This window comes from Kordiimonas aestuarii (assembly GCF_025574465.1).
Taxonomy (GTDB): domain Bacteria; phylum Pseudomonadota; class Alphaproteobacteria; order Sphingomonadales; family Kordiimonadaceae; genus Kordiimonas; species Kordiimonas aestuarii.
This window is the reverse complement of the sequence record NZ_JAOBPP010000019.1, coordinates 350,379-372,500: the sequence shown is the minus strand read 5'-3', so window position 1 is coordinate 372,500 and position 22,122 is coordinate 350,379. Positions and strand designations below refer to the sequence as shown.

The 22,122-nt window shown below is 56.9% G+C and carries 25 protein-coding genes (1 of these 25 cut by a window edge); 10 read left to right on the top strand and 15 right to left on the bottom strand.

Annotated elements, in window-relative coordinates; all coding sequences use genetic code 11:
* Positions 1-8, bottom strand: partial view of a hypothetical protein gene (locus tag OEU85_RS09220; protein ID WP_262691188.1) — the beginning only. 733 nt of this gene lie to the left of the window's left edge; 8 of the gene's 741 nt are visible here — the first part of the coding sequence; its start codon is at positions 6-8; its stop codon lies off the left edge, out of view.
* A gap of 97 nt (positions 9-105) precedes the next feature.
* Between OEU85_RS09220 and OEU85_RS09215 the strand changes: the two genes are divergently transcribed.
* The 4 genes from OEU85_RS09215 to OEU85_RS09200 all read left to right on the top strand — a co-directional run bounded on the left by OEU85_RS09215 (position 106) and on the right by OEU85_RS09200 (position 3,159).
* Positions 106-651: a hypothetical protein gene (locus OEU85_RS09215; RefSeq protein ID WP_262691187.1), complete on the top strand. Its 546-nt coding sequence runs from the start codon at positions 106-108 to the stop codon at positions 649-651.
* An 11-nt stretch (positions 652-662) separates the two neighbouring features.
* Positions 663-872, top strand: coding sequence for a helix-turn-helix domain-containing protein (locus tag OEU85_RS09210; RefSeq protein WP_262691186.1), 210 nt, complete (start codon positions 663-665; stop codon positions 870-872).
* A gap of 85 nt (positions 873-957) precedes the next feature.
* Entirely contained in the window at positions 958-1,983 is a 1,026-nt protein-coding gene (locus tag OEU85_RS09205) for a patatin-like phospholipase family protein (protein ID WP_317277420.1), read from the top strand.
* 27 nt (positions 1,984-2,010) lie between these two features.
* Positions 2,011-3,159: a glycosyltransferase family 4 protein gene (locus OEU85_RS09200; RefSeq protein WP_262691185.1), complete on the top strand. Its 1,149-nt coding sequence runs from the start codon at positions 2,011-2,013 to the stop codon at positions 3,157-3,159.
* Here OEU85_RS09200 and OEU85_RS09195 read toward each other — a convergent pair.
* On the bottom strand, positions 3,156-3,584 hold the full coding sequence (locus OEU85_RS09195) for a CBS domain-containing protein (protein WP_262691184.1): 429 nt from the start codon (positions 3,582-3,584) through the stop codon (positions 3,156-3,158). The genes OEU85_RS09200 and OEU85_RS09195 overlap by 4 nt on opposite strands.
* A gap of 251 nt (positions 3,585-3,835) precedes the next feature.
* Between OEU85_RS09195 and OEU85_RS09190 the strand changes: the two genes are divergently transcribed.
* From OEU85_RS09190 to OEU85_RS09175, 4 genes are read left to right on the top strand one after another with little or no spacing between them, the layout of a single operon-like run.
* Positions 3,836-4,609 (top strand): DUF1499 domain-containing protein, encoded by a 774-nt coding sequence (locus OEU85_RS09190; RefSeq protein WP_262691183.1) that lies wholly within the window; start codon positions 3,836-3,838, stop codon positions 4,607-4,609.
* Between the two features lie 23 nt (positions 4,610-4,632).
* Positions 4,633-4,884, top strand: a complete 252-nt coding sequence (locus OEU85_RS09185) for a hypothetical protein (protein WP_262691182.1) — start codon at positions 4,633-4,635, stop codon at positions 4,882-4,884.
* Between the two features lie 13 nt (positions 4,885-4,897).
* A complete protein-coding gene (locus OEU85_RS09180; RefSeq protein WP_262691181.1) occupies positions 4,898-6,046 on the top strand; it encodes a mechanosensitive ion channel family protein in 1,149 nt (382 codons plus the stop codon).
* Complete coding sequence (locus OEU85_RS09175) at positions 6,043-6,420, top strand: acyl-CoA thioesterase (RefSeq protein WP_262691180.1); 378 nt, start codon at positions 6,043-6,045, stop codon at positions 6,418-6,420. The genes OEU85_RS09180 and OEU85_RS09175 overlap by 4 nt, the downstream gene beginning before the upstream one ends.
* Positions 6,421-6,423: 3 nt before the next feature.
* Here OEU85_RS09175 and OEU85_RS09170 read toward each other — a convergent pair whose 3' ends face one another.
* Complete coding sequence (locus tag OEU85_RS09170) at positions 6,424-6,783, bottom strand: hypothetical protein (RefSeq protein ID WP_262691179.1); 360 nt, start codon at positions 6,781-6,783, stop codon at positions 6,424-6,426.
* Between the two features lie 120 nt (positions 6,784-6,903).
* On the opposite strand from OEU85_RS09170, the gene msrA reads away from it, so the two are divergent.
* Positions 6,904-7,374, top strand: coding sequence for a peptide-methionine (S)-S-oxide reductase MsrA (gene msrA / locus OEU85_RS09165; protein WP_262691178.1), 471 nt, complete (start codon positions 6,904-6,906; stop codon positions 7,372-7,374).
* Between the two features lie 10 nt (positions 7,375-7,384).
* On the top strand, positions 7,385-7,780 hold the full coding sequence (locus tag OEU85_RS09160; protein WP_262691177.1) for a toxin-antitoxin system YwqK family antitoxin: 396 nt from the start codon (positions 7,385-7,387) through the stop codon (positions 7,778-7,780).
* A gap of 3 nt (positions 7,781-7,783) precedes the next feature.
* On the opposite strand, the gene OEU85_RS09155 is transcribed toward OEU85_RS09160, so the two are convergent.
* From OEU85_RS09155 to OEU85_RS09100, 12 genes are all read right to left on the bottom strand, one after another.
* Positions 7,784-9,967: a tetratricopeptide repeat protein gene (locus OEU85_RS09155; protein WP_262691176.1), complete on the bottom strand. Its 2,184-nt coding sequence runs from the start codon at positions 9,965-9,967 to the stop codon at positions 7,784-7,786.
* 87 nt (positions 9,968-10,054) lie between these two features.
* Positions 10,055-10,534 (bottom strand): transcriptional repressor, encoded by a 480-nt coding sequence (locus OEU85_RS09150; protein ID WP_262691175.1) that lies wholly within the window; start codon positions 10,532-10,534, stop codon positions 10,055-10,057.
* A gap of 111 nt (positions 10,535-10,645) precedes the next feature.
* Positions 10,646-11,953 (bottom strand): amidohydrolase, encoded by a 1,308-nt coding sequence (locus tag OEU85_RS09145; protein ID WP_262691174.1) that lies wholly within the window; start codon positions 11,951-11,953, stop codon positions 10,646-10,648.
* 74 nt (positions 11,954-12,027) lie between these two features.
* Complete coding sequence (rodA, locus tag OEU85_RS09140; protein WP_262691173.1) at positions 12,028-13,182, bottom strand: rod shape-determining protein RodA; 1,155 nt, start codon at positions 13,180-13,182, stop codon at positions 12,028-12,030.
* A complete protein-coding gene (gene mrdA / locus OEU85_RS09135) occupies positions 13,182-15,050 on the bottom strand; it encodes a penicillin-binding protein 2 (protein ID WP_262691172.1) in 1,869 nt (622 codons plus the stop codon). Before mrdA ends, rodA begins: the two co-directional genes overlap by 1 nt.
* A gap of 3 nt (positions 15,051-15,053) precedes the next feature.
* On the bottom strand, positions 15,054-15,560 hold the full coding sequence (gene mreD / locus OEU85_RS09130) for a rod shape-determining protein MreD (protein ID WP_262691171.1): 507 nt from the start codon (positions 15,558-15,560) through the stop codon (positions 15,054-15,056).
* Entirely contained in the window at positions 15,557-16,387 is an 831-nt protein-coding gene (gene mreC / locus OEU85_RS09125; RefSeq protein WP_262691170.1) for a rod shape-determining protein MreC, read from the bottom strand. Before mreC ends, mreD begins: the two co-directional genes overlap by 4 nt.
* Positions 16,388-16,506: 119 nt before the next feature.
* Positions 16,507-17,541 (bottom strand): rod shape-determining protein, encoded by a 1,035-nt coding sequence (locus OEU85_RS09120; RefSeq protein WP_262691169.1) that lies wholly within the window; start codon positions 17,539-17,541, stop codon positions 16,507-16,509.
* Between the two features lie 229 nt (positions 17,542-17,770).
* Positions 17,771-18,715, bottom strand: coding sequence for a pirin family protein (locus tag OEU85_RS09115; protein WP_262691168.1), 945 nt, complete (start codon positions 18,713-18,715; stop codon positions 17,771-17,773).
* A 35-nt stretch (positions 18,716-18,750) separates the two neighbouring features.
* Positions 18,751-19,491: a CPBP family intramembrane glutamic endopeptidase gene (locus tag OEU85_RS09110; protein WP_262691167.1), complete on the bottom strand. Its 741-nt coding sequence runs from the start codon at positions 19,489-19,491 to the stop codon at positions 18,751-18,753.
* 126 nt (positions 19,492-19,617) lie between these two features.
* The gene (locus OEU85_RS09105; protein WP_262691166.1) at positions 19,618-21,171 is read right to left on the bottom strand and encodes a 2-isopropylmalate synthase; all 1,554 of its coding nucleotides are present in this window, start codon (positions 21,169-21,171) and stop codon (positions 19,618-19,620) included.
* Positions 21,172-21,538: 367 nt separating this feature from the next.
* On the bottom strand, positions 21,539-22,102 hold the full coding sequence (locus OEU85_RS09100; RefSeq protein WP_262691165.1) for a GNAT family N-acetyltransferase: 564 nt from the start codon (positions 22,100-22,102) through the stop codon (positions 21,539-21,541).
* Between the last annotated feature and the right edge of the window lie 20 nt (positions 22,103-22,122).

Sequence of the window (22,122 nt, the reverse complement as noted above, 5' to 3'; positions counted from 1 at the left end):
CCTTTCATCTTGGCTTTCCTTTCTGCTACGGTCGCGATATCATTACCAGATAATAAATTTCTGCAAAACAATAATTTTATAGAATCACCACAAAGCGAGTTAGCAATGGTAAAATCTGAAAAAACAAAGAGAATCCCCAGCCTGATCGCCCTCAGGTGGCTGATCTATATATCCATTATCGTCGTGATTGTGCCCATTTTGTGGATGTGGGCGAGCCCGGAAACCTTCAGGCATGTTGGTGGAGACCTTCTTGTTGAGAAATATGGCGGCTTCGAGCGCCTGAGCTGGTGGCAACATCTGCTGGGGCTGACAATTACCCTGATACCAGCCGTCCTGTTCTCACTGGCTCTCCTTTGCCTGTTGCCGCTTATCCGTCTGGCTGAACGTGGTGACTGGTTCAACGCTGTATCAGAACAATACTGCGCGCGCGCGGGCAAACTGCTGCTGTGGCACGCTCTGGCAAGCTGGCTCAGCCAGACCGCGCTCGTACTGGTAATGACCGCCACAAATGCCCCTGGAAAGCGCGCCCTGATGATTTCGTTTGAAAGCGGCGATCTTCTCGGCCTGATCCCGGCGCTGATGGCCCTCGCCATCGCACACATGATGCGGGTAGGCCGTGCGCAACGTGAAGAACTCAATGAAATTGTGTAGGGGGTAAGGCCGTGGCCATCGTTGTAAGACTGGATGTCATGCTGGCGGAACGCAAGGTCAAGTCAAAGGATCTCGCCGCTCATATCGGCATCACCGAAGCAAACCTCAGCCTGCTCAAGTCCGGTAAAGTCAAGGGAGTGCGCTTTGCGACGCTTGAAGCCATATGCGACTATCTCGACTGCCAGCCAGGTGATATTCTCGGGTATGAAAAACATGAGTAACACCCAGAAGCCCCTTCATACCCCTTGCCTTTGCCTTCCCTTTTCCCCAAGTTGGGGCCAACTCGTGTAAAGGCTTACTATTATCATGCTTGGCATTTTGAAAAGTGATAAAACCCATTCCGCCGCAGAGGGCATCACCGAAACGCCGGACCCGTCTGAAGCATCTCACCCACCAGCCCCGAGACGCCCGAAGATTGGGCTCGCGCTGGGTGCTGGCGTTGCGCGTGGCTGGTCGCATATCGGTGTGATCAAACGGCTTCAGGCCGAAGGTATCCCCATTGACGTTGTCGCGGGCACATCGATTGGCGCGGTCGTTGGCGGTGCCTATGCCAGCGGCAGCCTTGACGTGGTCGAGGAATGGGCCTGCAGCCTTAAGGAATACAACTTCTTCCGCTTGCTTGACCTGCGGTTTGGCGGCGGGCTCTTTGGCAGTGACAAGCTCAACAGCCTTATGGAAGAAAAATTCGGCAACGTGGATTTCAGCCAGATGAATATTCCGTTCACAGCCGTTGCCTGCGAACTGAAAAGCGGCCATGAAATCTGGCTTGATGAGGGGGAAATGTCGAGCGCGCTTCGGGCAAGTTTCGCCATCCCCGGCATTTTCGAGCCGCAAAAAAGGGATGGCCGCTGGCTGGTTGACGGCGCGCTTGTGAACCCGGTACCGGTTTCTGTCTGTCGTGCCGCTGGATGCGACATCGTCATCGCTGTCAACCTGTCCGAAGACCTTTATGGTCGCAAACGGGCGCAGGTGGACGGTGTCCTCAAGGTCGATGAATATGGCGTTTTCGCCGAACAGAGCGATCATAGCGCCAGCCTGATCCGCGAGCAGAAATCATCCCTGTTTCGCAAGATTTTTGGCCACAAGAAAGACGCACCCAGCCTGTTCGCAAACCTGATGGCAAGCCTCAATATCATGCAAAATCGCCTTTCACGGTCCCGCCTCGCCGGCGATCCGCCTGACGTATCCATCTGTCCACGCGTCGGCCACATAGGGCTGATGGAGTTTCACCGCGCGAGCGAGTTGATCGAGGAAGGCGAAGCAGCGTTCGACCTTGCGCTGCCGCAGCTCAAAGACGCCCTTTCGGTCGTCAGCCACCGGATCAACCACTGAGCCACCTGCAATAGGGAGCAGCCCGCTGTGAAAATTCTCTATCACCACCGCGTCGCAGCACAGGACGGCCAGGCGGTGCATATCACGGAACTGGTCCACGCGTTCCGCAGCCTCGGTCATGAGGTAAAAATCATCGGCCCATCGTTGCGCCCCAAGGCGTTCGGTCAGGAAAACAAAGCGCTCGCCATATTCCGGCGTGTCATGCCCGGATTCGTATCAGAGACACTTGAATATCTCTATGCCATCAGGGCTTACCGCAAACTTCTAAAAGCATATAAGGAGTTTCAGCCCGATTTCCTTTACGAACGTCACAATCTTTTCCTGCCAAGCGGTGGATGGCTCAGGAAAAAGACCGGTGTACTCCATATGCTTGAGGTAAACGCTCCGCTCGCTGCCGAGCGGACAAAATATGCAGGCCTGCACCTGAAGTCTTTCGCCACCAAGCTTGAGAAACATACCTGGCGGGAAGCAGACCACGCCTTGCCGGTTAGTGAGGTGCTGGCAGCAATCCTTGAGAAAGCCGGCACCAAGCGTGAGAGAATAACCGTCCTGCACAACGGGATCGATAAAACGGCCTATGAAAACAACAACGGACAGACCGTCAGAGAGCGATACGGCCTTGGAGACAATGTTGTATTGGGCTTCACAGGCTTCGTCCGCGAGTGGCACAAACTCGATGAGATGATCCGGCTTATCGCTGACTACCGGGGTAACAAGGCGCCCCATCTGCTGATCGTGGGGGATGGCCCGGCCATCCAGGGTTGCCGTGCCGCGGCACGCGGCCTGAAGGTAGAAGACAGGGTGCATTTTGCCGGTTTTGTCGACCGGGCCGACATACCGGAACACTTGGCTGCAATGAATATCGCCTTGCAACCGGCGGTCACCGCATATGCAAGCCCGCTCAAGCTTTTTGAATATATGGCAGCAGGCCTTTCTATCGTCGCACCGTCGCAGGCCAATATCTGTGAGATACTGGACCATGAGCGTGATGCGTTGCTGTTCCCTCCTGACGATTATGAGGCCGCCCAGGCCCACATTCGTCAGCTAATTGCGGACCCTGCCAAACGGCAATCGCTGGGGCGCGCGGCACAAGCAAAGATAGACACGCGCGGGTATACCTGGCTCAGCAACGCCCAACGTGTCTGTAACCTGGCGAAACAAAGCCAGACGGCTTAAGCTGACGCAATATATTCCTTCAGCGCCTCTGCTTCCTGCTCAGTTTCCTGCATGCGCACCTTGACCACGTCGCCGATTGAGATCATGCCGATGAGGTCGCCGCCTTTCGTCACAGGCACATGGCGGATACGCCGTTCCGTCATCATGCCCATCAGGTGCTGGACCGTATCATCCTGCGAGCAGGTGAAAACAGACTTTGTCATCAGCGTTGAGATATCGTCCGCCAGGACACCGCCCCCGCGGATTGCTAGCCCGCGCATAATATCGCGCTCCGAAATGATGCCGACAAGCTTGCCACTTTTGGTTACCGGCACGGCGCCGATCCGGCGTTCCCCCAACAGCTTGGCAACTTCAAGGACAGTACACCCCGCTTCCTGCGAAATAACGTCGTGGCCTTTGTAGTCGAGGATTTGACCGACTTTCATATGCGTCTCCTTCAGTAAAGCACGGTCTTTGGGCAAGGCCGCGTGGGTCTGTGTACTACTCGGAAAGACTGCCAATCAGTATGCCTCTTTTCAGCACCATAGGCAAAAGGAAGCGCAGGAAAAGAAAGGCTTAGCTTAAAAAACATCTCCTCCCCCCCCTTTTCCTTGGCGTCGCGCTGCGCTACAAGGAGGCGGGGCAATTGTAGACAGAGGCAGCGGGACCGGCACGAATACGGGGGAGCGTATAGCGTATGTCACGGATATTCTTTAAAAAGGGCGAGCGAAAACCTTCGATTTTCTCCACCCTCAGTTTCGTCACGGCTTGTCTCGCCGCGATCGCCTTTGTTGTCGCTGGACCCGCGTTCCGCATTGACGTTCTGAACCCCGCATTCCTTGACCCAAGCGATATGGAACTGCGCGCCAAACTCCTGCATGTGGCAACACGCCTTGTTGTGGTTGCGGCAGCCTTTGCCCTGGTCGGCATCATACACGGCAGCGCCAGCCCGCGTGTGCGCATCAGTTGGCGGGCCATTGCCGCCATTGTCATCATCGTGCCGCTCAGCTACCTGAGTTGGACCTTCGAAGGCTGGATGTCGCAGACACACAGGGGCTATGATGTCACGACCAACCCCGCGGATCCACCTGCCTTCAGTGCGCTCCAACGCGAACTGCCTGAGCGCGCACCTTCACTGCCACGCAATAATGCGGACAAGAGCACCTACCGCGATCTGTTGCCCATTACTATCACCCAAGGCGTGGCCACCGCCACCCGGCGCGCTGTGGCCGCCGCGCAGGATCTGGGATGGGAGATTGTAAAAGCGGACGAAGCGGGCGGCACCATCGAGGCACGACAAACGTCGCGCTGGTTCGGGTTTGAAAGCCTGATTACCGTCCGTGTGCGCGGAAAGGCCGCAGCGAGTATTCTTGACATCCGTGCAGTATCAAGGCTCGGTACGCCAGACATGGGCAACAATGCGCGCCTCATTCGCAAGTTTCGCGAAGCGCTTGAAGCTCAGCAAAGCTAGCGTCACGCGCAGGAAATATTGCCATGAAAAATGTTATCGCTGTTGTTGCCGCCCTGATCGGACTAGGCCTCGCCGGGTATTGGGTTGTGAGTGTTTTTGGTAAAATTGACGGGGTATCCCTCTCAGGCCACGGTGTTGCTGCCATGGTGATCGGTGTTATTTTTACTCTTCTGGTCGGTTTTGGGCTGATGGCGTTGCTGTTTTTCAGTAATAAACATGGCCATGATGAAAAGGTCCATAATCTGAACAGGGATGATGACGCGGACCAAGCGTGAATAGGAATAGTGAGTGAAAACCGAAGACTGGCAAGATTTCCTCGCCCTAGTGAAAGATGTTTGGCACAACGGCCTGTTTGGCATTGACGTCGGCCAAATTGTAGTCGCACTTGGCATCTTCCTGCTTTTCATGGTGTTCAGGAACCTGCTGACACGCTTCATCCTCAACCGCTTTATCGCATGGACCCAGCGCACCAATACCCGGATCGACGACGCGGTGGTTGAGGCAGTGGAGGCCCCCATACGCTTTATTCCGGTTGTCCTGGGCACCTTCTTTGCGACCGCCTATCTGGAACTTGACCCCGAATCCGCGGCGCTGGCTTCCAAACTGAACCGATCCCTGATTGCCTTTGTGATCTTCTGGGCGCTCTTCCGCGCCTCTGCGCCAGTAGGTGAACTGTTGCAGCGCGCCGACCGCTTCCTCACGGAAGCCATGATCCAGTGGCTCGCCAAAGCGATACGTGTCGCCTTCGCGTTGATTGGCGGCGCCGCCATCCTTGAAATCTGGGGCATTGAGGTGGGGCCATTGATCGCGGGCCTTGGCCTGTTTGGTGTTGCGGTCGCCCTTGGGGCGCAGGACCTGTTCAAAAACCTGATCTCGGGCCTCTTTGTCATTGGCGAACGGCGTTTCCACCCGGGAGACTGGATTCTTGTTGATGGCGTGGTCGAGGGCACGGTCGAACAGATCGGTTTTCGTACAACCACGGTACGGCGCTTCGACAAGGCCCCGGTATTTGTGCCCAATGCAAAGCTGTCCGACCAGGCGGTCACAAATTTCTCCCGCATGACGTTCCGGCGCATCAAGTGGATTATAGGCCTGGAGTACCGCTCAACCGCCGCACAGCTTGAAGCGGTCCGCGACGGTATTGAAAAACACCTCAGCGAGAATGAAGACTTTGTCCGCCCCGAGGAAACAGCGACCTTTGTGCGCATTGACAGTTTTAATGCGAGCTCCATCGATATCCTGCTTTATTGTTTCACCCGCACAACCAATTGGCTGGAATGGCTTGAGATCAAGGAACGCTTGCTTCTGGAGATAAAAAGAATTGTGGAAGACGCAGGCGCGGGCTTTGCCTTCCCCAGCCGATCGCTTTATCTTGAGACCATGCCGAATGATATTGAACTCGCCCCGCTTCATGTGACCGGAGACAAACACGAATGAAAGAACATCGCCGCGCCACGATCCGCACCATTCCGCAGCCCAGTGACCTGAACGTCAATGGCAACATTTTTGGCGGCTGGGTGCTCTCGCAGATGGACCTTGCCGGAGCCGACACCGCCAGCCGGCGCGCGCACGGTGCCGTTGCCACTGTTGCGATTGAAGGCATGAAGTTTCACCAGCCCATCGAGCTTGGCGATGTCATCAGCATCTATACAGATATCGAGAAAGTCGGCCGGTCATCCATTGTGGTGAAGATTGAAGTATTTGCCGAACGCGGCATCAGCCGTGACCTGCATCAAGTGACCGAAGCGCGCTATATCTTTGTCGCCATCAACGACAAAGGCAGGCCTCGCCCGATCGACGACGCGGCATAGACCTTACTGGTCTGATGCTCCTGCGGTCGGACCGCCAACCTGCACGCCTGATTTCTCAAGCTGCGACGCACAATAGTTTGCCACGCCGTCCAGAAGCTCGCGATTATTGGGGGACAGTTCATTTCTGGACAGCTGGGCCGAAAGATCAAGGTATGCGGAAAAGTCAAGGCGCTTGTTGAATTCAGCAACCGTGCATTCACAAAGCGGTTTACAGGTTGCCGCACCGAAACCCGGTTCACAATCCTTCATGCAACGCTGATAATCCAGATCCAGTAAATCCTGGGGAATGTCCTTTTGCTGCGCAAAGGCGGCACTACCTGCCACCAGTGAAACCGCGGCGACAGCGATTGACAAGAAACGCATCTACTTCCCCTCTCTACACATGATTTTTACCATATTGCCCCTCGACAAGTCTGCGGCGCAACCACATATTCCGACAACTATCAGTTTGTTTGTAACTCAAGGCAAAAAAGAGACAGTATCATGGCAATTGCGACATTTGGGGCGGGCTGTTTTTGGGGCGTCGAAGAAACCTTCCGCATAACAGAGGGCGTAACAGACACCGCTGTTGGCTATATGGGCGGTCAGACCGACAACCCAACCTACAAGGACGTCTGCACAGACGCCACCGGCCATGCAGAGGTGGTACAGGTGACCTACGATCCCGCTGTCGTAAGCTTTGATGCGCTTGTTGACATCTTTTTTGACAATCACAACCCGACAGAGTGGAACCGACAGGGTCCGGACGTCGGTACACAGTATCGCTCCGTCGTGTTTTATGAGGATGATGCGCAAAAAGAGATCGCCACGGAAAAGAAAAAAGAACTTGCCGCGTCCGGTCGTTTCAAGCGCGACATCGTTACCCTTATCGAACCTGTCCAGACATTTTGGGTAGCGGAAGAATATCACCAGCAATATCTGGCTAAACGCGGTATGACGAGTTGTCATATCTGAGATCACTGCCATGAAAGCCATCACCGGTACCGATGAAGACGGCAACCCGCGCGACGGCCGTTTCAAACAACGTTTCAAGAACGGCAACCTAGCCTGTGAGGGCGAGTTCGATCACGGTAGTAAAACCGGTGATTGGCGTTATTATCTGGCGGACGGCAGCCTGAAGGCTGAAGGCAAATGCAAGGATGACAAGCTCATCGATGAATGGCGCTGGTACCGCGCAAATGGCGCCCTGGTGCAAACCGGCGCCTTTGATGCGGATGAGCAAAAAGACGGCGAGTGGCAACGCTTTCACGAAAACGGCCAGCTATGGGATAGTGGTACCTACAAGACAGGGAAAAAGACCGGCGTCTGGGAAACATATGAGCCGAACGGCACTCTCAAAAGCCGGAAGGATTACGGGTAAGCCTCAAGTACTCAGTACAATGGGAGACAGGTAAATCCGAGCCCATTCCTCCAGATCCAAGCCCTGAGGCGCAAGCTCAAGGGCTTTTTCATAGGCAATGGCGGCGTCTTCGTCCCGCCCTGGCTGCTGGCGAAGGAACCCGGCATAAACGGCCCACGGCTCAAAATTGTCTTTCTCCAGTTCAACCGCACGTTCAAAAGCTTCCTCGGCCATCGTTTCGTCGCCACCGCTGAAAGTCAGGTAACAGGCATAGGCACGCCAGGCGAGGCTGACCTCGCTGTCTATCTCAAGTGCCCGTTCAAAGTGCGCCCGCGCACCATCCAGCCTGCCCTGTGCATAGCGCACGAGCGCGATGTCACAGTCCAGCGTGCTGCATTGATGATCAAGCGACTGCGAGCGCAACAAGGCTTCTTCCGCTGTCTCAAGATCACCGAGGTCATACAGCAGCACCTCGCCATATGTATGCCAGACAAAGTGATCCTCCGGCGCCATTTCGGTAGCTCGGCGCAACACGTCCAGCACCGGGGCGCTATTATCCACCAACTGCCTTAAAACAAGGGCTGCCAGCGCGAGCGCATAGGGGCTGGCATCCGGATGCTCGGCAACACGCTCTGCGTATTCCGCGACCATGTCAGCACGAAACAGGCGGTAAACAGCAAGCCACAAAAGGTCGGACAGGGCGTCCACGTTATCCGGGCTCAAGTCCACGGCCTGCACCAGCGCGTTCCACGCCCCCTGCATCTCCCCTTCCGTCGCCAGCATGAGCCGGCCGAGGCGTGACCACGCGAAGCTATAGCCTGGATTCAGCCGGATAGCCTCCCGCAGGTGCTTCTCCGCTTTCTCAAGTTCAGCCCCCTCCTCAAACAACAAGGAGCCATACAAAGCATGTGCCCAGTCATAGTTCGGATCAGCGATCAGCGCTTGCTCGAAATAGTCCTTGGCCGCGCTCAGGTCTCCTTGCCCCAAAAACTGCGCCTGTGCCATGTGGGTCAATACCCAGGCGTTGCCTGGTGCCAACTCGATCGCCTTCTTGAGATGCCGGATTGCGGCTTCCTGCTGGTCGCATTTTTCCCACAGCACCCAGGCGAAACGCACATGCAGGTCATAGTCATTCGGGTCGCGATCCACTGCCTGTGTGAAACAGGAGACCGCTTCCGCCGGGTCGTTCAGGCTCTGGTGGTACAATATCCCCATGCGCTTGAAGGGCGATGGGTCATGGCTGTCCTGCGCCACAACAGCGGCAAAATATTTCAGTGCTTTTTGAGGTTTCGCGAGTTGTTCCTCATAAAGACAGGCGAGGTTATAAAGAGTGGGGACATCGCCTGGCTCAAGCTCAAGCGCACGCCGGAAAGCACGCTCCGCCTTTTTGGGCCGGTCTTCAAGCGCGTAGCGGACAAAGCCGAGGTGAAAATGCGCCCACTGATACTCCGGCCAAAGCCGGACAGCCTGTTCAAGCACTTTCTCCGCCTCCGCATAGTCTTCGCTCTGGCGGTAGAGCGACCAGCCGAGCCAGCCGTAGTAATAACATTCGCCGGGCTCAAGGCTGATAGCCTGCCTCAGCATCGCCTGGCCCTCGTCCACCCTTCCTAGAAAATCGGCCAGCATGATACCAAGCTTGCCCCACGCCCAGTCATCGGTCGGGTCTTCGTCTAGGGCGGTACGGAAAGCTTTTTCCGCGCCGGTAAAGTCCTGCAAATTTACACTCAAAATATGCCCAAGCTGGGACCACGCCCATGTGTCGCTTGGGTCGATCGTCAGCACCTTTTCCCACGCGGCTTTTGCCTCGTGCCATTTTTCCGCCGTTTCGCAAGCACGCGCATAAGCAATCGCACTTTCCTTGCCATCGGCAGGGGCCATATGGGGAAGCGTCAGAACACGCTCAACGTGCCGCTCTGTGGGAGCAGCCGTCTCCCGCTCGCCAAGCCGCTGTTTGCCCCCTTCGGCTTGTTCGTCAAAGGGGTCAAGTTCCAACGCGCGGGCATAGGCGTCGGCGGCATCGGCACGCTTGCCGGGACGGGCCGACAATATATCACCCAGCAGCCGCCAGGACGCAGCATGCAAAGGCGCAAAACGAAGCACAGAGCGTACAGTGTTCTCCGCTTCGTCAAGCTCGCCGCTTGATGCCTGACGCGCGGCCATTTCCATAAAGGCGCGTGCGGCTTCCGATATATTTGCAAGTTCAGCCATAGGCCTTAGCCCTTTAAAGGGGCCAGTTCCAAAACACTAGAGAATTTTACAGATTTGCGACGGCAATGCCCTCAAGAGCAACCGTCGTCAAGCCGCCTCGCGGCCACGTTGACAATTGCTGCACACACCGTGCAGTTCAAGTGTCTGGCGACGAATGGTAAAATGCGTCTCTTTCGCGGCATTCATCACAGCGGCGCTCAACTCAGGCGAACTGAGTTCTTTCACTGTCTCGCATTTATCGCAGATCAGGAACTGGCTGACATGGCTGTCCCCCGGATGTGGGCAGCCGATATAGGCGTTGAGCGACTCGATCTTGTGCACAAGCCCTTCCTCCATCAGGAAGTCCAGCGCGCGGTATACCGTCGGCGGTTTTGCCGACCCGCCCTCGTTGGCCAACTGGTCAAGAAGGTCATAGGCCTTCACCGCCTTGTGGCCTTGCCAGATCATCTTCAGGATACGACGCCGCAGGTCTGTAAAGCGGGACCCGCGTTCCGCACACAGGCGCTCCGCCTCCGCAAGAGCGGTCTCGATGCAAATACTATGGTCATGCGCATGTGTATGGCCCACTGGTCTTCCTTTGGTACGTTTAATTTGGCTTCAGTTTATACGGTATCCGCCCACGTTTCCAGCCCGGAGGCTGATTGGCGGGTGGCAAAAGCCCCCGCCAATCCCACGGTGCTATTTGCCCAAAAGCTCAAGGGCGGCCTGGGTCATTGCTTCGACCCCGCCTTTAATGGTCGGTTCCCGATCCGGCTTGAAAAAAGGCGAATGCAGGCCCGGCGCCTTGGCCTCGCCTTTTTCCGCCGCTTCCATCGTCGCCGCCGGTGTCGCGCCAAGCCACAGCATCAGACTGGGGATTTTGTCTTCTGTGCGCCCGAACAGGGAAAAATCCTCCGCCGCCATCACAGGTTTGCCGTCATACACCCGGTCGTCACCCAATTTCTCATCCAGCGCCTTGTAGATACGTGCGGTCAGCTCCGGGTTATTGTAGGTGGAGGGCGTGCCTTCCGAGAAGGCCACCTCTGGCATCAGATCTTCCGGCAGGCCGAAGGCGATTGCCTGCCCGCGCGCAATGCGTTCAATTCCCGCCTTTAGGTTTTGGCGAACATCTTCACTATAGGACCGTATGGTGATTTGAAGGTGTGCGCGGTTTGAAATGATGTTGTGTTTGGTGCCCGCATGGATGGACCCCACGGTGACCACGCCCGACTCGAACGGAGAAGTTTCCCGCGCCACAAGGGTCTGCAACGCAGTGACAATATAGGCACCCAGTACGACCGGGTCTTTGGTGGTGTGCGGATAGGCGCCGTGTCCGCCGACGCCATGGATTTCGATGTCTGCCGAATCCACATTTGCGAGCGCATACCCTGATACCATACCAATATCACCCGCCTTGATGTCAGGACTGACATGCAGCGAAAGGTTATAATCCGGCTTGGGGAACTTTGTGAAGAGCCCCTCGTCAAGCATGGCAGCCGCGCCTTTTACCTGCTCTTCGGCCGGTTGCGCAATCATCACCAGTGTGCCCGACCATGCATCCTTCATGGCAGCCAGACGCCGTGCTGTGCCGATTAGGCTGGTCATGTGCACGTCGTGACCGCAGGCGTGCATTACCGGCACGGTCTCGCCAGCCGCATTTTGCATGGTCGCCTTGCTGGCATAGGAAAGGCCGGTCTGTTCCGGCACCGGCAGACCATCCATGTCCGCGCGGATCATCACCGTCGGCCCGTCACCATTTTTCATCACTGCCACAACACCGTGCCCGCCAAAATTCGTGGTGACGTCAAAACCGGCTTTCTTCAGCTCCGCCGCCATACGTGCAGACGTTTTTCCTTCTTGAAGCGAGAGCTCCGGGTTCTGGTGCAGGTGAATATACAGCTTTTCCAGATAATCGTAGTCTGCGGCCACATCCGATTTCAGGTCCGCCGCAGAAACGCCACTTCCAATCAGCGTGGCAAGCGCCACGCCAGCAAGATATTTTTTCATAAGAACCCCTCTTTTTTCTACGAGAGGATCATAGGGCAAAGCGGCGCCTGATCAAGGCTTCTGATACCACAGGTCTATCCGAGGCCACTGCCTTTGGGCGCCAGCGAGACGTGTCGGTGAATAGCAACCGAAAGAATAAGGCCATAAGCGATCATCCACGTCAGCATTGCCGAACCACCGTAAGAAATCATGGGTAGCGGCACCCCGACCACAGGCATCAACCCCATGACCATCGCTACATTGATCAGCACATAGAGAAACAGCGTCATGGCAAGACCGCTGGCGAGCAATCGGCCGAACTGACTTCGGCACCCGATCCCGATCAGCATGCCGTATGCGAGCACGATGGTGTAAAGCGCCAGCACAATGACAGCTCCGATCAGGCCAAACTCCTCGGCAAGCACAGTGAAGATAAAATCGGTTTTCATTTCTGGCAGGAAATTAAGCTGGCTTTGTGTTCCCTCCAGATAGCCCTTGCCCGTCAGCCCGCCGGAGCCGAGCGCAATTTTCGACTGGGTGATCTGGTATCCGGCGCCCAAAGGGTCTGATTCAGGGTTCAGGAAGGTCAATACCCGGTCTTTCTGATAGTCGCGCATAAACTGCCATCCCACCGGAACGGCCGCCGCGACAAGAAGGCCGGCGGCAATAAAAAGCCACGCTGGCAAACCGGCAAGAAACAGGATTGCGGCACCCCCTGCCACAATCATCAACCCGGTGCCAAGGTCCGGCTGGCGCACCACAAGCGCCACCGGCACCATAATCAACACCGCGGGTGTCAGCAGCGAGCGCAGGCTGCGGCTCTGGTCATAATTACGACCGTGAAAGTAACGCGCGAGCGCCATGACAACGGCAATTTTCATCAACTCCGACGGCTGGATACGCATGATGCCGATATCAAGCCAGCGCTGTCCGCCCATGCCGATGGCGCCAATCACCTCCACCGCCAGCAGCAAAAGGATACCGATAAACCAGGCGGGATAAGCAAAAGCCATCCAGTAGCGGATATCCACCGTGGCAATCACCAGCATCAATGCAAAAGCACCGATAAACCGAGTTGCCTGGCGCGACGCCCACGGATCCCAAGAGCCACCGGCTACGGAATAGAGCATGGCAAAGCCGGCGCAGGCGATCAGCACGTTGAGGAAAACAATCCCCCAATTGAGATCACCAAGGCGCTGGAAAACACTTTTATCGACCCGGCGTGGGCCAAACATGCGTGCCGTCCCCATCAGGCCTCCTCCGCCGTTGTGCCCGCTGCATCGGGTGCGGTTTCCTCTGCAGGCGGCGCATGCCTTATCTCAAGGGCCTTGTCGATAACGGCCCGTGCAATCGGCGCGGCAACGCTGGAGCCACCCCCGCCATGCTGCACCAGTACCGAGACAGCAATCTCCGGATCCTCGACCGGGCCATAGGCGATGAACAGCGCATGGTCCCGCATATTCCACGGCAGATCGTCGTTATGAATGACGCCCTCAAGTCGCTCTTCCTTGGAAATACGCCTGACCTGAGCGGTGCCTGACTTACCGGCCAGCTTTGCCGCACTTTTTGGGCGTCTGTAGTCATGCGCGGTTCCACCGCGCTCAGTCACCATTTCCATGCCGCGCCGGGCTACCCTTAAATGTAATGGGTTCACATCCATGGCGTCAAACGCCTTCATTTTGCTTTCATCGGTTCCCGGCAGCGACACAAGGCTCGGGAAAATCCGCCGGCCAGAAGCAAGGCGTGATGTCAGGACCGCCAGTTGCAACGGGGTTGACAGCATAGCACCCTGCCCAATGGATATGTTGAGGGTTTCCCCCAGATGCCATGGCTGATTGAGCACGGCGCGCTTCCATCCGCGGTCCGGGACCATGCCTGCCTTCTCACCATCGATCCCAAGGTCAAACAGGTCCCCAAGGCCAAAGCGCGAAACCATGTCAGCAATATTATCGACATCCAGGTCTTCCGCCACCTTGTAAAAATAGACGTCACAGCTATGGGCGATGGCACCGAGAAGGTCCAACCTGCCGTGTCCGCCCGGCTTCCAGCAGTTGAAGGTGTGGTTGCCAAGCCGGTGCCTGCCGTTACAGTAGTATTCCGTCTCGGGCTTGACGACACCGTGCTCAAGGGCGGCCAATGCAATCACAGGCTTTATGGTTGAGCCGGGTGGATACTGCCCGGTCACGCATTTGTTGATCAACGGCTTGCGGGGATCCTTGAGAAGCGCGTTCCAGTTTTCGGAACTGATGCCGCGGGTAAATTCGTTCGGGTCATAGGTCGGTGCCGATGCCATGGTGAGGATTTCACCGGTCCTGATATCCATCGCCACGACACCCGCGGCTTTTTCCCCCAGAAGATCAATCGTATATTTTTGCAGTGCAAGGTCGATGGTCAGTTGCAGGTTACTGCCCGGATCAGCCTCCTGGCGGGGCGGCAGTTCACGGATTTCCCGGCCGACAGAATTGACCTCTACCCGACGTGTGCCCGCTGAGCCGCGCAGGCGGTCCTCGTAGCGGCGCTCAAGCCCCTGCCTGCCCACTTTGAAACCAGGCAATTGATAAAGCGGGTTGAGGGCAACATCATCTTCGTTCGGGCTGGCCGTATAGCCGACAAGGTGGGCGATTTCGTTACCCGAAGGATAGAAGCGCGAGCGCCCCGCATCGGGCACCACACCCGGCAGTTCCGGGACCGCGACGTTCACTTTCGCGAAGGTGGCCCAGTCCAGGCCTTGTGCCACCGTAACCGGGACAAATTTGCGCTGGCGTTTGATCTGGCGTTCAATGCGCGATAGGCGACGGTCATCCAGCTTCACGATATGGCCGATCTTCACCAGCGTATTGGCAACCTCGTCCGCTTGCTCAGGGATCAGGAAAACGCGAAAATCCTGTCGGTTAGTGGCCAGTTTGCGGCCGTACCGGTCCAGGATTTCGCCGCGTTCTGGTGCAATCAGCCGGATGGCGACACGGTTACGCTCGGCCCGCAGCTTGTATTTTTCACCTTCAACAACCGAAAGATAATACAGCCGCCCGCCAAGCGCGGTCACGGCAAGACCCTGCGCGCCCGCTAGCAGGAAGGCCCGCCGCGAAAAGGTCTGGTATCGTAACCCTTCTCTTGCCATGTCCTATAAAACCATCCGACGCATACGCCCGAGGACAAACGCCACAGGCGCATATGAAAATGCTGTCACACCCCATTGTAGCGCAATCGGCTTTACCGACCAAAGAGTGCCGTAGACTGTCGATACGATCAGCCAGGAAAGAATATAAAGCCCCAAGGTCAAAACAGTGAATATCGCCCAGTGCACAAGGCGGCTGCGGCCCTTGTAATGCTTCAACTGGTTGAGCACAAAAAGCCGGGTCAGCAACAATAAAACCATATTGAGACCCATGGGGACATCAAGCCACAGGTCCAGAAGGAAGCCCAGAATGGCGCAGGCACCATACGGCATCAGCAACGGCCGTGACGAAAGCCAGTAAAATACGGATATGATCACCAGATGTGGCATCGCGATATTGGCCGCACCTGAGCCGATTGGCAGCAGCATCAGCGCGGCCATCAGCACCGTAATCAGCACCGGAAACAAGCCGGCAAAGCCAAATGAGGTGATGACAGGGCGACGAGCCGTCATGGCTGCTGCTCCTGTTCCCCTGCTTCGCCATTTTTTGGCGGCAGCGCAATGGCGTCTTCATCCGGCACAGCATGATAATCCAGCACGCGCACATAATCGAGCTTGCCGAGGATGCCAAGCGGGTCAAGCCGCACGTAACCTTCGCCGACTTCGCTTACCCGCGCCACCGGCAGGTCCGGGGGGAACACGCCGCCGTGACCCGAGGTAAGCAGGCGATCGCCTTCGCGAATGACAATTTCTTCCGGCAGGAACCGCAGCATCAGGAAGGCTTCGTTCTGTCCCTCGGCAATCGCAAGATCACCCGTGCGTTCAAGGCGGACAGGAATACGGCTGTTGAGGTCGGTCACCAGAAGCACCCGGCTTGTCCAGCGGCCCACCTGTATAGTGCGGCCGATAACGCCGCTTTCGTCGACCACGGGTAGGTTCCGGCGCACACCGTCACTGATGCCAGCGCTGATCAGCACGTTACGTTCAAACGCCCCACCTCCAACCCCGATGACCCGGGCGGTCGCCGCAGGGGGCACTTCACGCCCCGGCACCTTGAGCATCTGGCGCAGGCGCTCATTCTCGCGGCTGAGCTGCATGGCCGCTTCGCGCCACTGGCGCAGCCTGTCGTTCTCATCCCTCAATGTCTGGTTTTCAAGATAGATGTCGCCAACACCGGCGATGCGCTCAAGCCCGGCCTGCACGGCACGGATGGGCTGCTCCAGTAGCCTGAGAACAGGCGACACAAAATCATTGGCATAAGCGCGCAACTGGCTGGGAAGCCCCTGTCCCGTCGCTTCAAGCCCCAGAAGCACAACAGCGAGCACCATATAAAGCCACATGGCTTCCCGCCCTCGTCCGCCACGTCGCAGCCGAGTACCGGAAGCCAAGTTTCCTGAGTGCAGTGTCGGGACCAGTGGTCAATCTCCCAATACGTTTGTGTCGGGAACGCTGGTGACGATCAATAGTTTTCCATCAGCACCATGCGCAAGGCCGGGTCTTCGAGCGCGCGGCCCGTTCCCAACGCCACGCAGGTCAGCGGTTCTTCAGCGATGGTAACCGGCAGGCCTGTTGCCCGGCGGATCACCGTATCCAGATCCTTGAGGAGCGCCCCGCCGCCGGTAAGAACAACACCCAGATCAACGATATCTGCGGCAAGTTCGGGTGCCGTCTGTTCAAGGGCTACTTTAACACCTTCAACAATCTGGCTTACAGGTTCGGATAGCGCCTCGGCGACCTGAAGCTGGTTGATCTCCAACTCCTTCGGCACACCGTTCATCAGGTCACGACCTTTGATGATCATGGTGTTGCCCACGCCGTCTTCGGGGACAAGCGCAGTGCCGATTTCCTTTTTGATCCGTTCGGCCGTTGCTTCACCGATCAACAAATTATGGTTGCGGCGGATATAGCCGATAAGAGCTTCGTCCATTTTGTCTCCGCCCACGCGCACGCTTGTTGCGAACACGATGCCGGAAAGCGACAACACGGCAACCTCGGTCGTGCCACCACCGATGTCCACAACCATAGAACCTTGCGGCTCCGTGACCGGCAAGCCGGCGCCAATGGCCGCTGCCATCGGTTCGTCAATCAGATATACCTTGCGGGCACCAGCCTGCTCGGCTGATTCCTGAATGGCCTTACGCTCAACGGCTGTGGACCCGGAAGGCACACACACAACAACCTGCGGGCTTGCAAACGAACGGTTATGTACTTTCTGGATGAAGTGTTTGATCATCTGTTCGGCGACATGGAAGTCCGCGATCACACCGTCACGCAAAGGACGGATGGCCTGTATGCCACTTGGCGTCCGGCCCAGCATAAGCTTGGCCTCGTCACCAACCGCCAGCACACGGTCTCGGCCATGTTCGCTTTTGATTGCCACAACAGATGGTTCGTTCAGAACGATGCCACGGCCTTTTACATACACCAGCGTGTTTGCAGTACCGAGGTCGATCGCCATGTCAGATGAAAACACGCCAAGAAGCTTGGAAAGCATTTAACCCTCTTAATTTCTATTGCTCTTGGGGCCAGCCGTGGCCCTCCCGTTTATGCGGTTATGGGCCAGATATGGCCAAGACACAAGGGGCAAGCGCGCCGTTTGCACTATATTTTGTGATTTGAGCGCAATTGCGGCGAAAATTGGTGCGCGCAGCTAGCGTATCCATAAAAATTTAGTCATTTTCAAGGACTTGCGAATTGACACCCACACGGCAGCTTCGCCCGCCTCAAAGCTTGATGCGGTCCAGCGCCTCAATATCAGGCAATGGAATGAACTCCTGATCGTCGCCCGGAACCTTTGCAAATGTCTGTTGTTGCCAACTCTCTGCCGCATGGCGGATTCGTGCCACCGATGAGCCGACAAAATTCCACCACACAAAGCGCGGGCCGTCCATCGCCGCACCGCCTATTACCATGAGATGGGTGTCAGCCAATGCCCTTACACTGACCTCTGCGCCGGGCCTGAGGCTTATCATCTGCTCCTGGGGGTAAGGCATGCCAGCAATCTCAACCTCGCCGCGCACGATATAGAGGCCACGCTCCTCGGTTTCGGCTGGAACCGGCAATACAGCGCCCGGCGCCAGCCTGACATCGGCATAGAGCGTATCCCAATCCAGTGAAACCGGGCTTTCAAGCCCGAAAGCTGCACCGAGGATAAGCTGTGCCTCAATGCCTTCGGCGTCCAGTGTGGGTAAGTCGTCCGCACCGAAATGTTCAAAGGCGGGCGCACTATCTTCATGTGTCTTTGGCTGCGCCAGCCAGCTTTGGATACCATAGAGCGTGGAAGGCCGCGCCCGGTCATGTGGCCCTGTGCGCTCGGAATGCACGATACCGCGCCCCGCCCGCATCAGGTTCAGCTCACCTGGTTTGATCGTCATATGCGTGCCAAGGCTGTCGCGGTGGTCCAGCGTGCCGTCAAACAGGTAAGTGACGGTAGACAACCCGATATGGGGATGCGGTCGCACGTCGATGCCCTGCCCGGTCAGGAATTCGCCCGGCCCCATCTGGTCCCAGAAGACAAAGGGGCCGATCATGCGTTTCTTGCGCGACGGCAAGGCCCGCTCCACCATGAAGCCCCCTATATCGCTGGTGCGCGGGATGATCACCATCTCCACAGGGTCAGGGCAGCCGCTTGTGGTGCATTCGGGTTCGTTGTCCGGCAATCTGCTCATCCGCGTCTCCTGTGTGCTTACATCAGTCTACAGGATCACGGGGTACCCTCAAAATAAAACAGATTCACAATGAAGGCAGCGTTATTGAGCATATGCAGCAAAATGGCGGGCCACAGTGAACGTGTGAGGTGATAGGCCAGGCCAAACGCAGCGCCCACCACCAGCAGCACGACAAATGCCTCCGGCTGAAAATGGTAACCCGCGAAAACAACCGAGCTGATGCCAATCCCCACATAAGGCCCAAACCGCTTGGTCAGGCCGGATTGCAGGTAGCCGCGAAACACAAGCTCTTCCACGACCGGTCCCATGATGACGACAGAAAACACCATAAGGCCGCGCGCAGCGATGTTGTCACCCCCCGTTGTTCTGATCATCTCCGTCATGGTCTTCTGGCCTTCATAGCCCACCAGTTGGGCGTAAGCGCCAGCCAGAAAGGACGCCCCGAAATAAAGCAACACGACAAGCCCCAGGGATGCAGCGATACCCAAACGGCTTGACGCAAGGCCAATGTCAACTGGTCGGACACCCTCATCGGCCAGCAGGTTTCGCCGCACAAGCCACAGGCATACGCCAAAGGCAAACAACAAACCTGTCGGGATAACGAAATGGGTGGCGGACGGCATGTCAAAGAGGCTATCAAGCAAGCTGGCCATCACGCTGCCAACAAGCGCACCGATGATTTGCCCCGCAATCAGGGTGGCCATCAAGACAATCGCCATCAACAGCATCCCGTCAAGGCTCGCGATCCGCGTGTCGATACGGTCGATCAGCTTCATAAAGTCCCCCATGGCTGCATATCTGATAGATAGGGATTTTATCAGGCGGAACAAGTATTTGAGGCAAAACAATAAAGGCGGCCCTAAAGCCGCCCCATAAAGCCGGGTTGCCGGTACCGGTGAACGCTACTGCGCCGCGACGGCCCCGGGCGCGTTTTTCTCCCGCTTGACGAGCAGCTTGTTCACCGCAGACACATAAGCCCGCGCGGCAGCGGTCACCGTATCCTCGTGCGCGCCCTGCCCGTTCACCGTGCGGCCGCCTTCTTCGAGGCGCACCGTGCACTCGGCTTGCGCGTCTGTGCCTTGCGTGACCGCATGCACTTGGAAAAGCTGCAGGTGCGGTTCCATGCTAATGAGGTCCTTGATGGCATTGAAAGCCGCATCCACCGGACCGGAACCGTAGGTGACGGTTTTTTTCTTGTCACCGTCAATGGCCATGGTGAGGTTGGCAACGGCCTCGCCGTTCGATGATGAATAGGTATTGAGCGAGATCACCTGAAAACGGTTCGACCATGTGGCCACTTCGTCGTCCACAAGGGCAACGATATCCTCGTCATAGATGTTTTTCTTGCGGTCGCCCAGTTCCTTGAACCGACGGAAACACTCCTGGAAGGCGTTGTCACCCAGCTCATACCCAAGCTCCTTCAGCTTATCGGCAAAGGCGTGACGACCCGAATGTTTGCCCATGGTCAGCAGGGATTTGGTCACCCCGACCGATTCCGGCGTCATGATCTCATAGGTTTCCGCGTTCTTGAGCATGCCGTCCTGGTGGATACCGCTCTCGTGCGCAAAGGCGTTAGCGCCCACAATTGCCTTGTTGTTCTGCACCGTGAAACCGGTGACGGTGGAGACAAGGCGCGACGCACGCATGATCTCCTCGCTGACGATACCCGTGTGATACGGCATCACATCGCCGCGGGTCTTCAGCGCCATGACAACCTCTTCCATCGCGGCATTACCGGCGCGTTCGCCGATGCCGTTGATGGTGCATTCCACCTGCCGCGCACCGCCCGCAATGCCCGCAAGCGAGTTGGCAACCGCAAGGCCAAGGTCATTATGGCAGTGCGTGGAGAAGATGGCCTTGTCGGCGCCCGGCACACGCTCGATCACGGTGCGGAACATGGCTGCATATTCGTCCGGCGTGGCATAACCCACGGTGTCCGGCAGATTGATGGTGGTCGCCCCTGCCTTGATCGCGGTTTCCACCGCGCGGCACAGGAAATCAATTTCCGTGCGCGTCGCATCCTCGGCCGACCATTCCACATCGTCGATCAAGCCACGGGCATGGCTCACGGACTTGTGGATCGCGTCGATCACTGCCTCAGGCTCCATCTGCAATTTGAATTTCATGTGCAGCGGGCTTGTGGCAATGAAGGTATGAATGCGGCCTGATTTAGCGGGTTTCAGGGCTTCCGCCGCCCTGTCAATATCGCCAAGGGCTGCGCGCGCCAGCGAACAGACGGTTGAATTCTGGACCTGCGTGGCGATCTTGTTGACGCACTCAAAGTCCCCGTTGGAGGCAATGGCAAAACCGGCCTCAATAACATCAACGCGCATGGCCTCAAGGGTTGCTGCGATCTGGAGTTTTTCATCGAGCGTCATCGACGCGCCGGGTGATTGTTCACCGTCGCGCAAGGTGGTGTCAAAAATTCGCACACGGTTGGCTTCACTGTGTGACATAGCGGTATTCCCAATTTCCAAAGGTACAAGGCTGATGAATATGTGAAATCAGTGGCTTTTCCCTCAAGCACCGAGATGCAAACGCACCTTCTGCCGTTGTGCTCAAGGGCCGGTAAGTCGGCCAGCTGCGAATAGTAGGAGTAGCGACAGGAAAAGCGCGGAGCCACCAAAGAGAGCCAGCCGAGCAAATTGGGCATCCCGTGACCGGGTGCGCGCAATCGCAATTGCCTTTGCTTTCCTATGACCTTGTGGCTGCATGAGCGGCCATTTCCTTGTGTAATCTATCAATATTCAAGGATTAGCAGATTATTTTGTTTTCGCAAGGCGCTATTTCGAGAAATTTTATTACAAAAAGTCACAAGTGAAACTATTGCGAAACATGCGCCAGCAGCGCTTCGGCGCTGACTTCATAATCAATCTCGTCACACCATTCACCGCGCACCAGCGTGCGTTTCTCCTGCACTGGCCCACACTTGAAACCAAGGCGCTCCAGCACCCGCCCTGATGCCGGGTTGCGTGCGTCGATATCGGTAGAGAACATCTGCACACCAAGCGGCGCGATAAGCGCGGGCAGTAGCGCCTTCAGCGCCTCGGTCATAAAGCCCTTGCCTTGTGCGGGAGTGGAGAGCGTGTACCCCACCCGCACAAGGCCGGGGGCGGTCACGCCGTTACCGATTCCAATATCACCCACGGCCGTGCCCGTGGCCTCCTCTTCCAGCATCAGCTGATAGTACTTACCTTCCAGGAACGGTTCCATCGCCGCCATCTCGCGCGCGAACGCCTCCGCCCGCGCCAAAGGGTACGGGAAATCCCACAAGGTATAGCGCGCCACCACAGTATCATTGCGCCAACCATGGAAAGCCGCCGCATCGCTCTCGCGAAACGCACGAATGATCAACCGGTCAGTCTCGATGGGTAAAATATCAGTCATGCCAGCAGTTTAGCAGAGAA

What these genes read in the sequence shown, in the direction of transcription:
- rodA (WP_262691173.1), bottom strand. Translation starts at nt 13,182, where the DNA reads ATGGGGACGGCACGCATGTTTGGCCCACGCCGGGTCGATAAAAGTGTT.
- OEU85_RS09160 (WP_262691177.1), top strand. Translation starts at nt 7,385, where the DNA reads ATGAAAGCCATCACCGGTACCGATGAAGACGGCAACCCGCGCGACGGC.
- OEU85_RS09120 (WP_262691169.1), bottom strand. Translation starts at nt 17,541, where the DNA reads ATGCTTTCCAAGCTTCTTGGCGTGTTTTCATCTGACATGGCGATCGAC.
- OEU85_RS09155 (WP_262691176.1), bottom strand. Translation starts at nt 9,967, where the DNA reads ATGGCTGAACTTGCAAATATATCGGAAGCCGCACGCGCCTTTATGGAA.
- mreD (WP_262691171.1), bottom strand. Translation starts at nt 15,560, where the DNA reads ATGACGGCTCGTCGCCCTGTCATCACCTCATTTGGCTTTGCCGGCTTG.
- OEU85_RS09115 (WP_262691168.1), bottom strand. Translation starts at nt 18,715, where the DNA reads ATGAGCAGATTGCCGGACAACGAACCCGAATGCACCACAAGCGGCTGC.
- OEU85_RS09215 (WP_262691187.1), top strand. Translation starts at nt 106, where the DNA reads ATGGTAAAATCTGAAAAAACAAAGAGAATCCCCAGCCTGATCGCCCTC.
- OEU85_RS09175 (WP_262691180.1), top strand. Translation starts at nt 6,043, where the DNA reads ATGAAAGAACATCGCCGCGCCACGATCCGCACCATTCCGCAGCCCAGT.
- mrdA (WP_262691172.1), bottom strand. Translation starts at nt 15,050, where the DNA reads ATGGCAAGAGAAGGGTTACGATACCAGACCTTTTCGCGGCGGGCCTTC.
- OEU85_RS09170 (WP_262691179.1), bottom strand. Translation starts at nt 6,783, where the DNA reads ATGCGTTTCTTGTCAATCGCTGTCGCCGCGGTTTCACTGGTGGCAGGT.
- OEU85_RS09205 (WP_317277420.1), top strand. Translation starts at nt 958, where the DNA reads ATGCTTGGCATTTTGAAAAGTGATAAAACCCATTCCGCCGCAGAGGGC.
- msrA (WP_262691178.1), top strand. Translation starts at nt 6,904, where the DNA reads ATGGCAATTGCGACATTTGGGGCGGGCTGTTTTTGGGGCGTCGAAGAA.
- OEU85_RS09190 (WP_262691183.1), top strand. Translation starts at nt 3,836, where the DNA reads ATGTCACGGATATTCTTTAAAAAGGGCGAGCGAAAACCTTCGATTTTC.
- OEU85_RS09105 (WP_262691166.1), bottom strand. Translation starts at nt 21,171, where the DNA reads ATGTCACACAGTGAAGCCAACCGTGTGCGAATTTTTGACACCACCTTG.
- OEU85_RS09100 (WP_262691165.1), bottom strand. Translation starts at nt 22,102, where the DNA reads ATGACTGATATTTTACCCATCGAGACTGACCGGTTGATCATTCGTGCG.
- OEU85_RS09110 (WP_262691167.1), bottom strand. Translation starts at nt 19,491, where the DNA reads ATGAAGCTGATCGACCGTATCGACACGCGGATCGCGAGCCTTGACGGG.
- OEU85_RS09185 (WP_262691182.1), top strand. Translation starts at nt 4,633, where the DNA reads ATGAAAAATGTTATCGCTGTTGTTGCCGCCCTGATCGGACTAGGCCTC.
- mreC (WP_262691170.1), bottom strand. Translation starts at nt 16,387, where the DNA reads ATGTGGCTTTATATGGTGCTCGCTGTTGTGCTTCTGGGGCTTGAAGCG.
- OEU85_RS09145 (WP_262691174.1), bottom strand. Translation starts at nt 11,953, where the DNA reads ATGAAAAAATATCTTGCTGGCGTGGCGCTTGCCACGCTGATTGGAAGT.
- OEU85_RS09195 (WP_262691184.1), bottom strand. Translation starts at nt 3,584, where the DNA reads ATGAAAGTCGGTCAAATCCTCGACTACAAAGGCCACGACGTTATTTCG.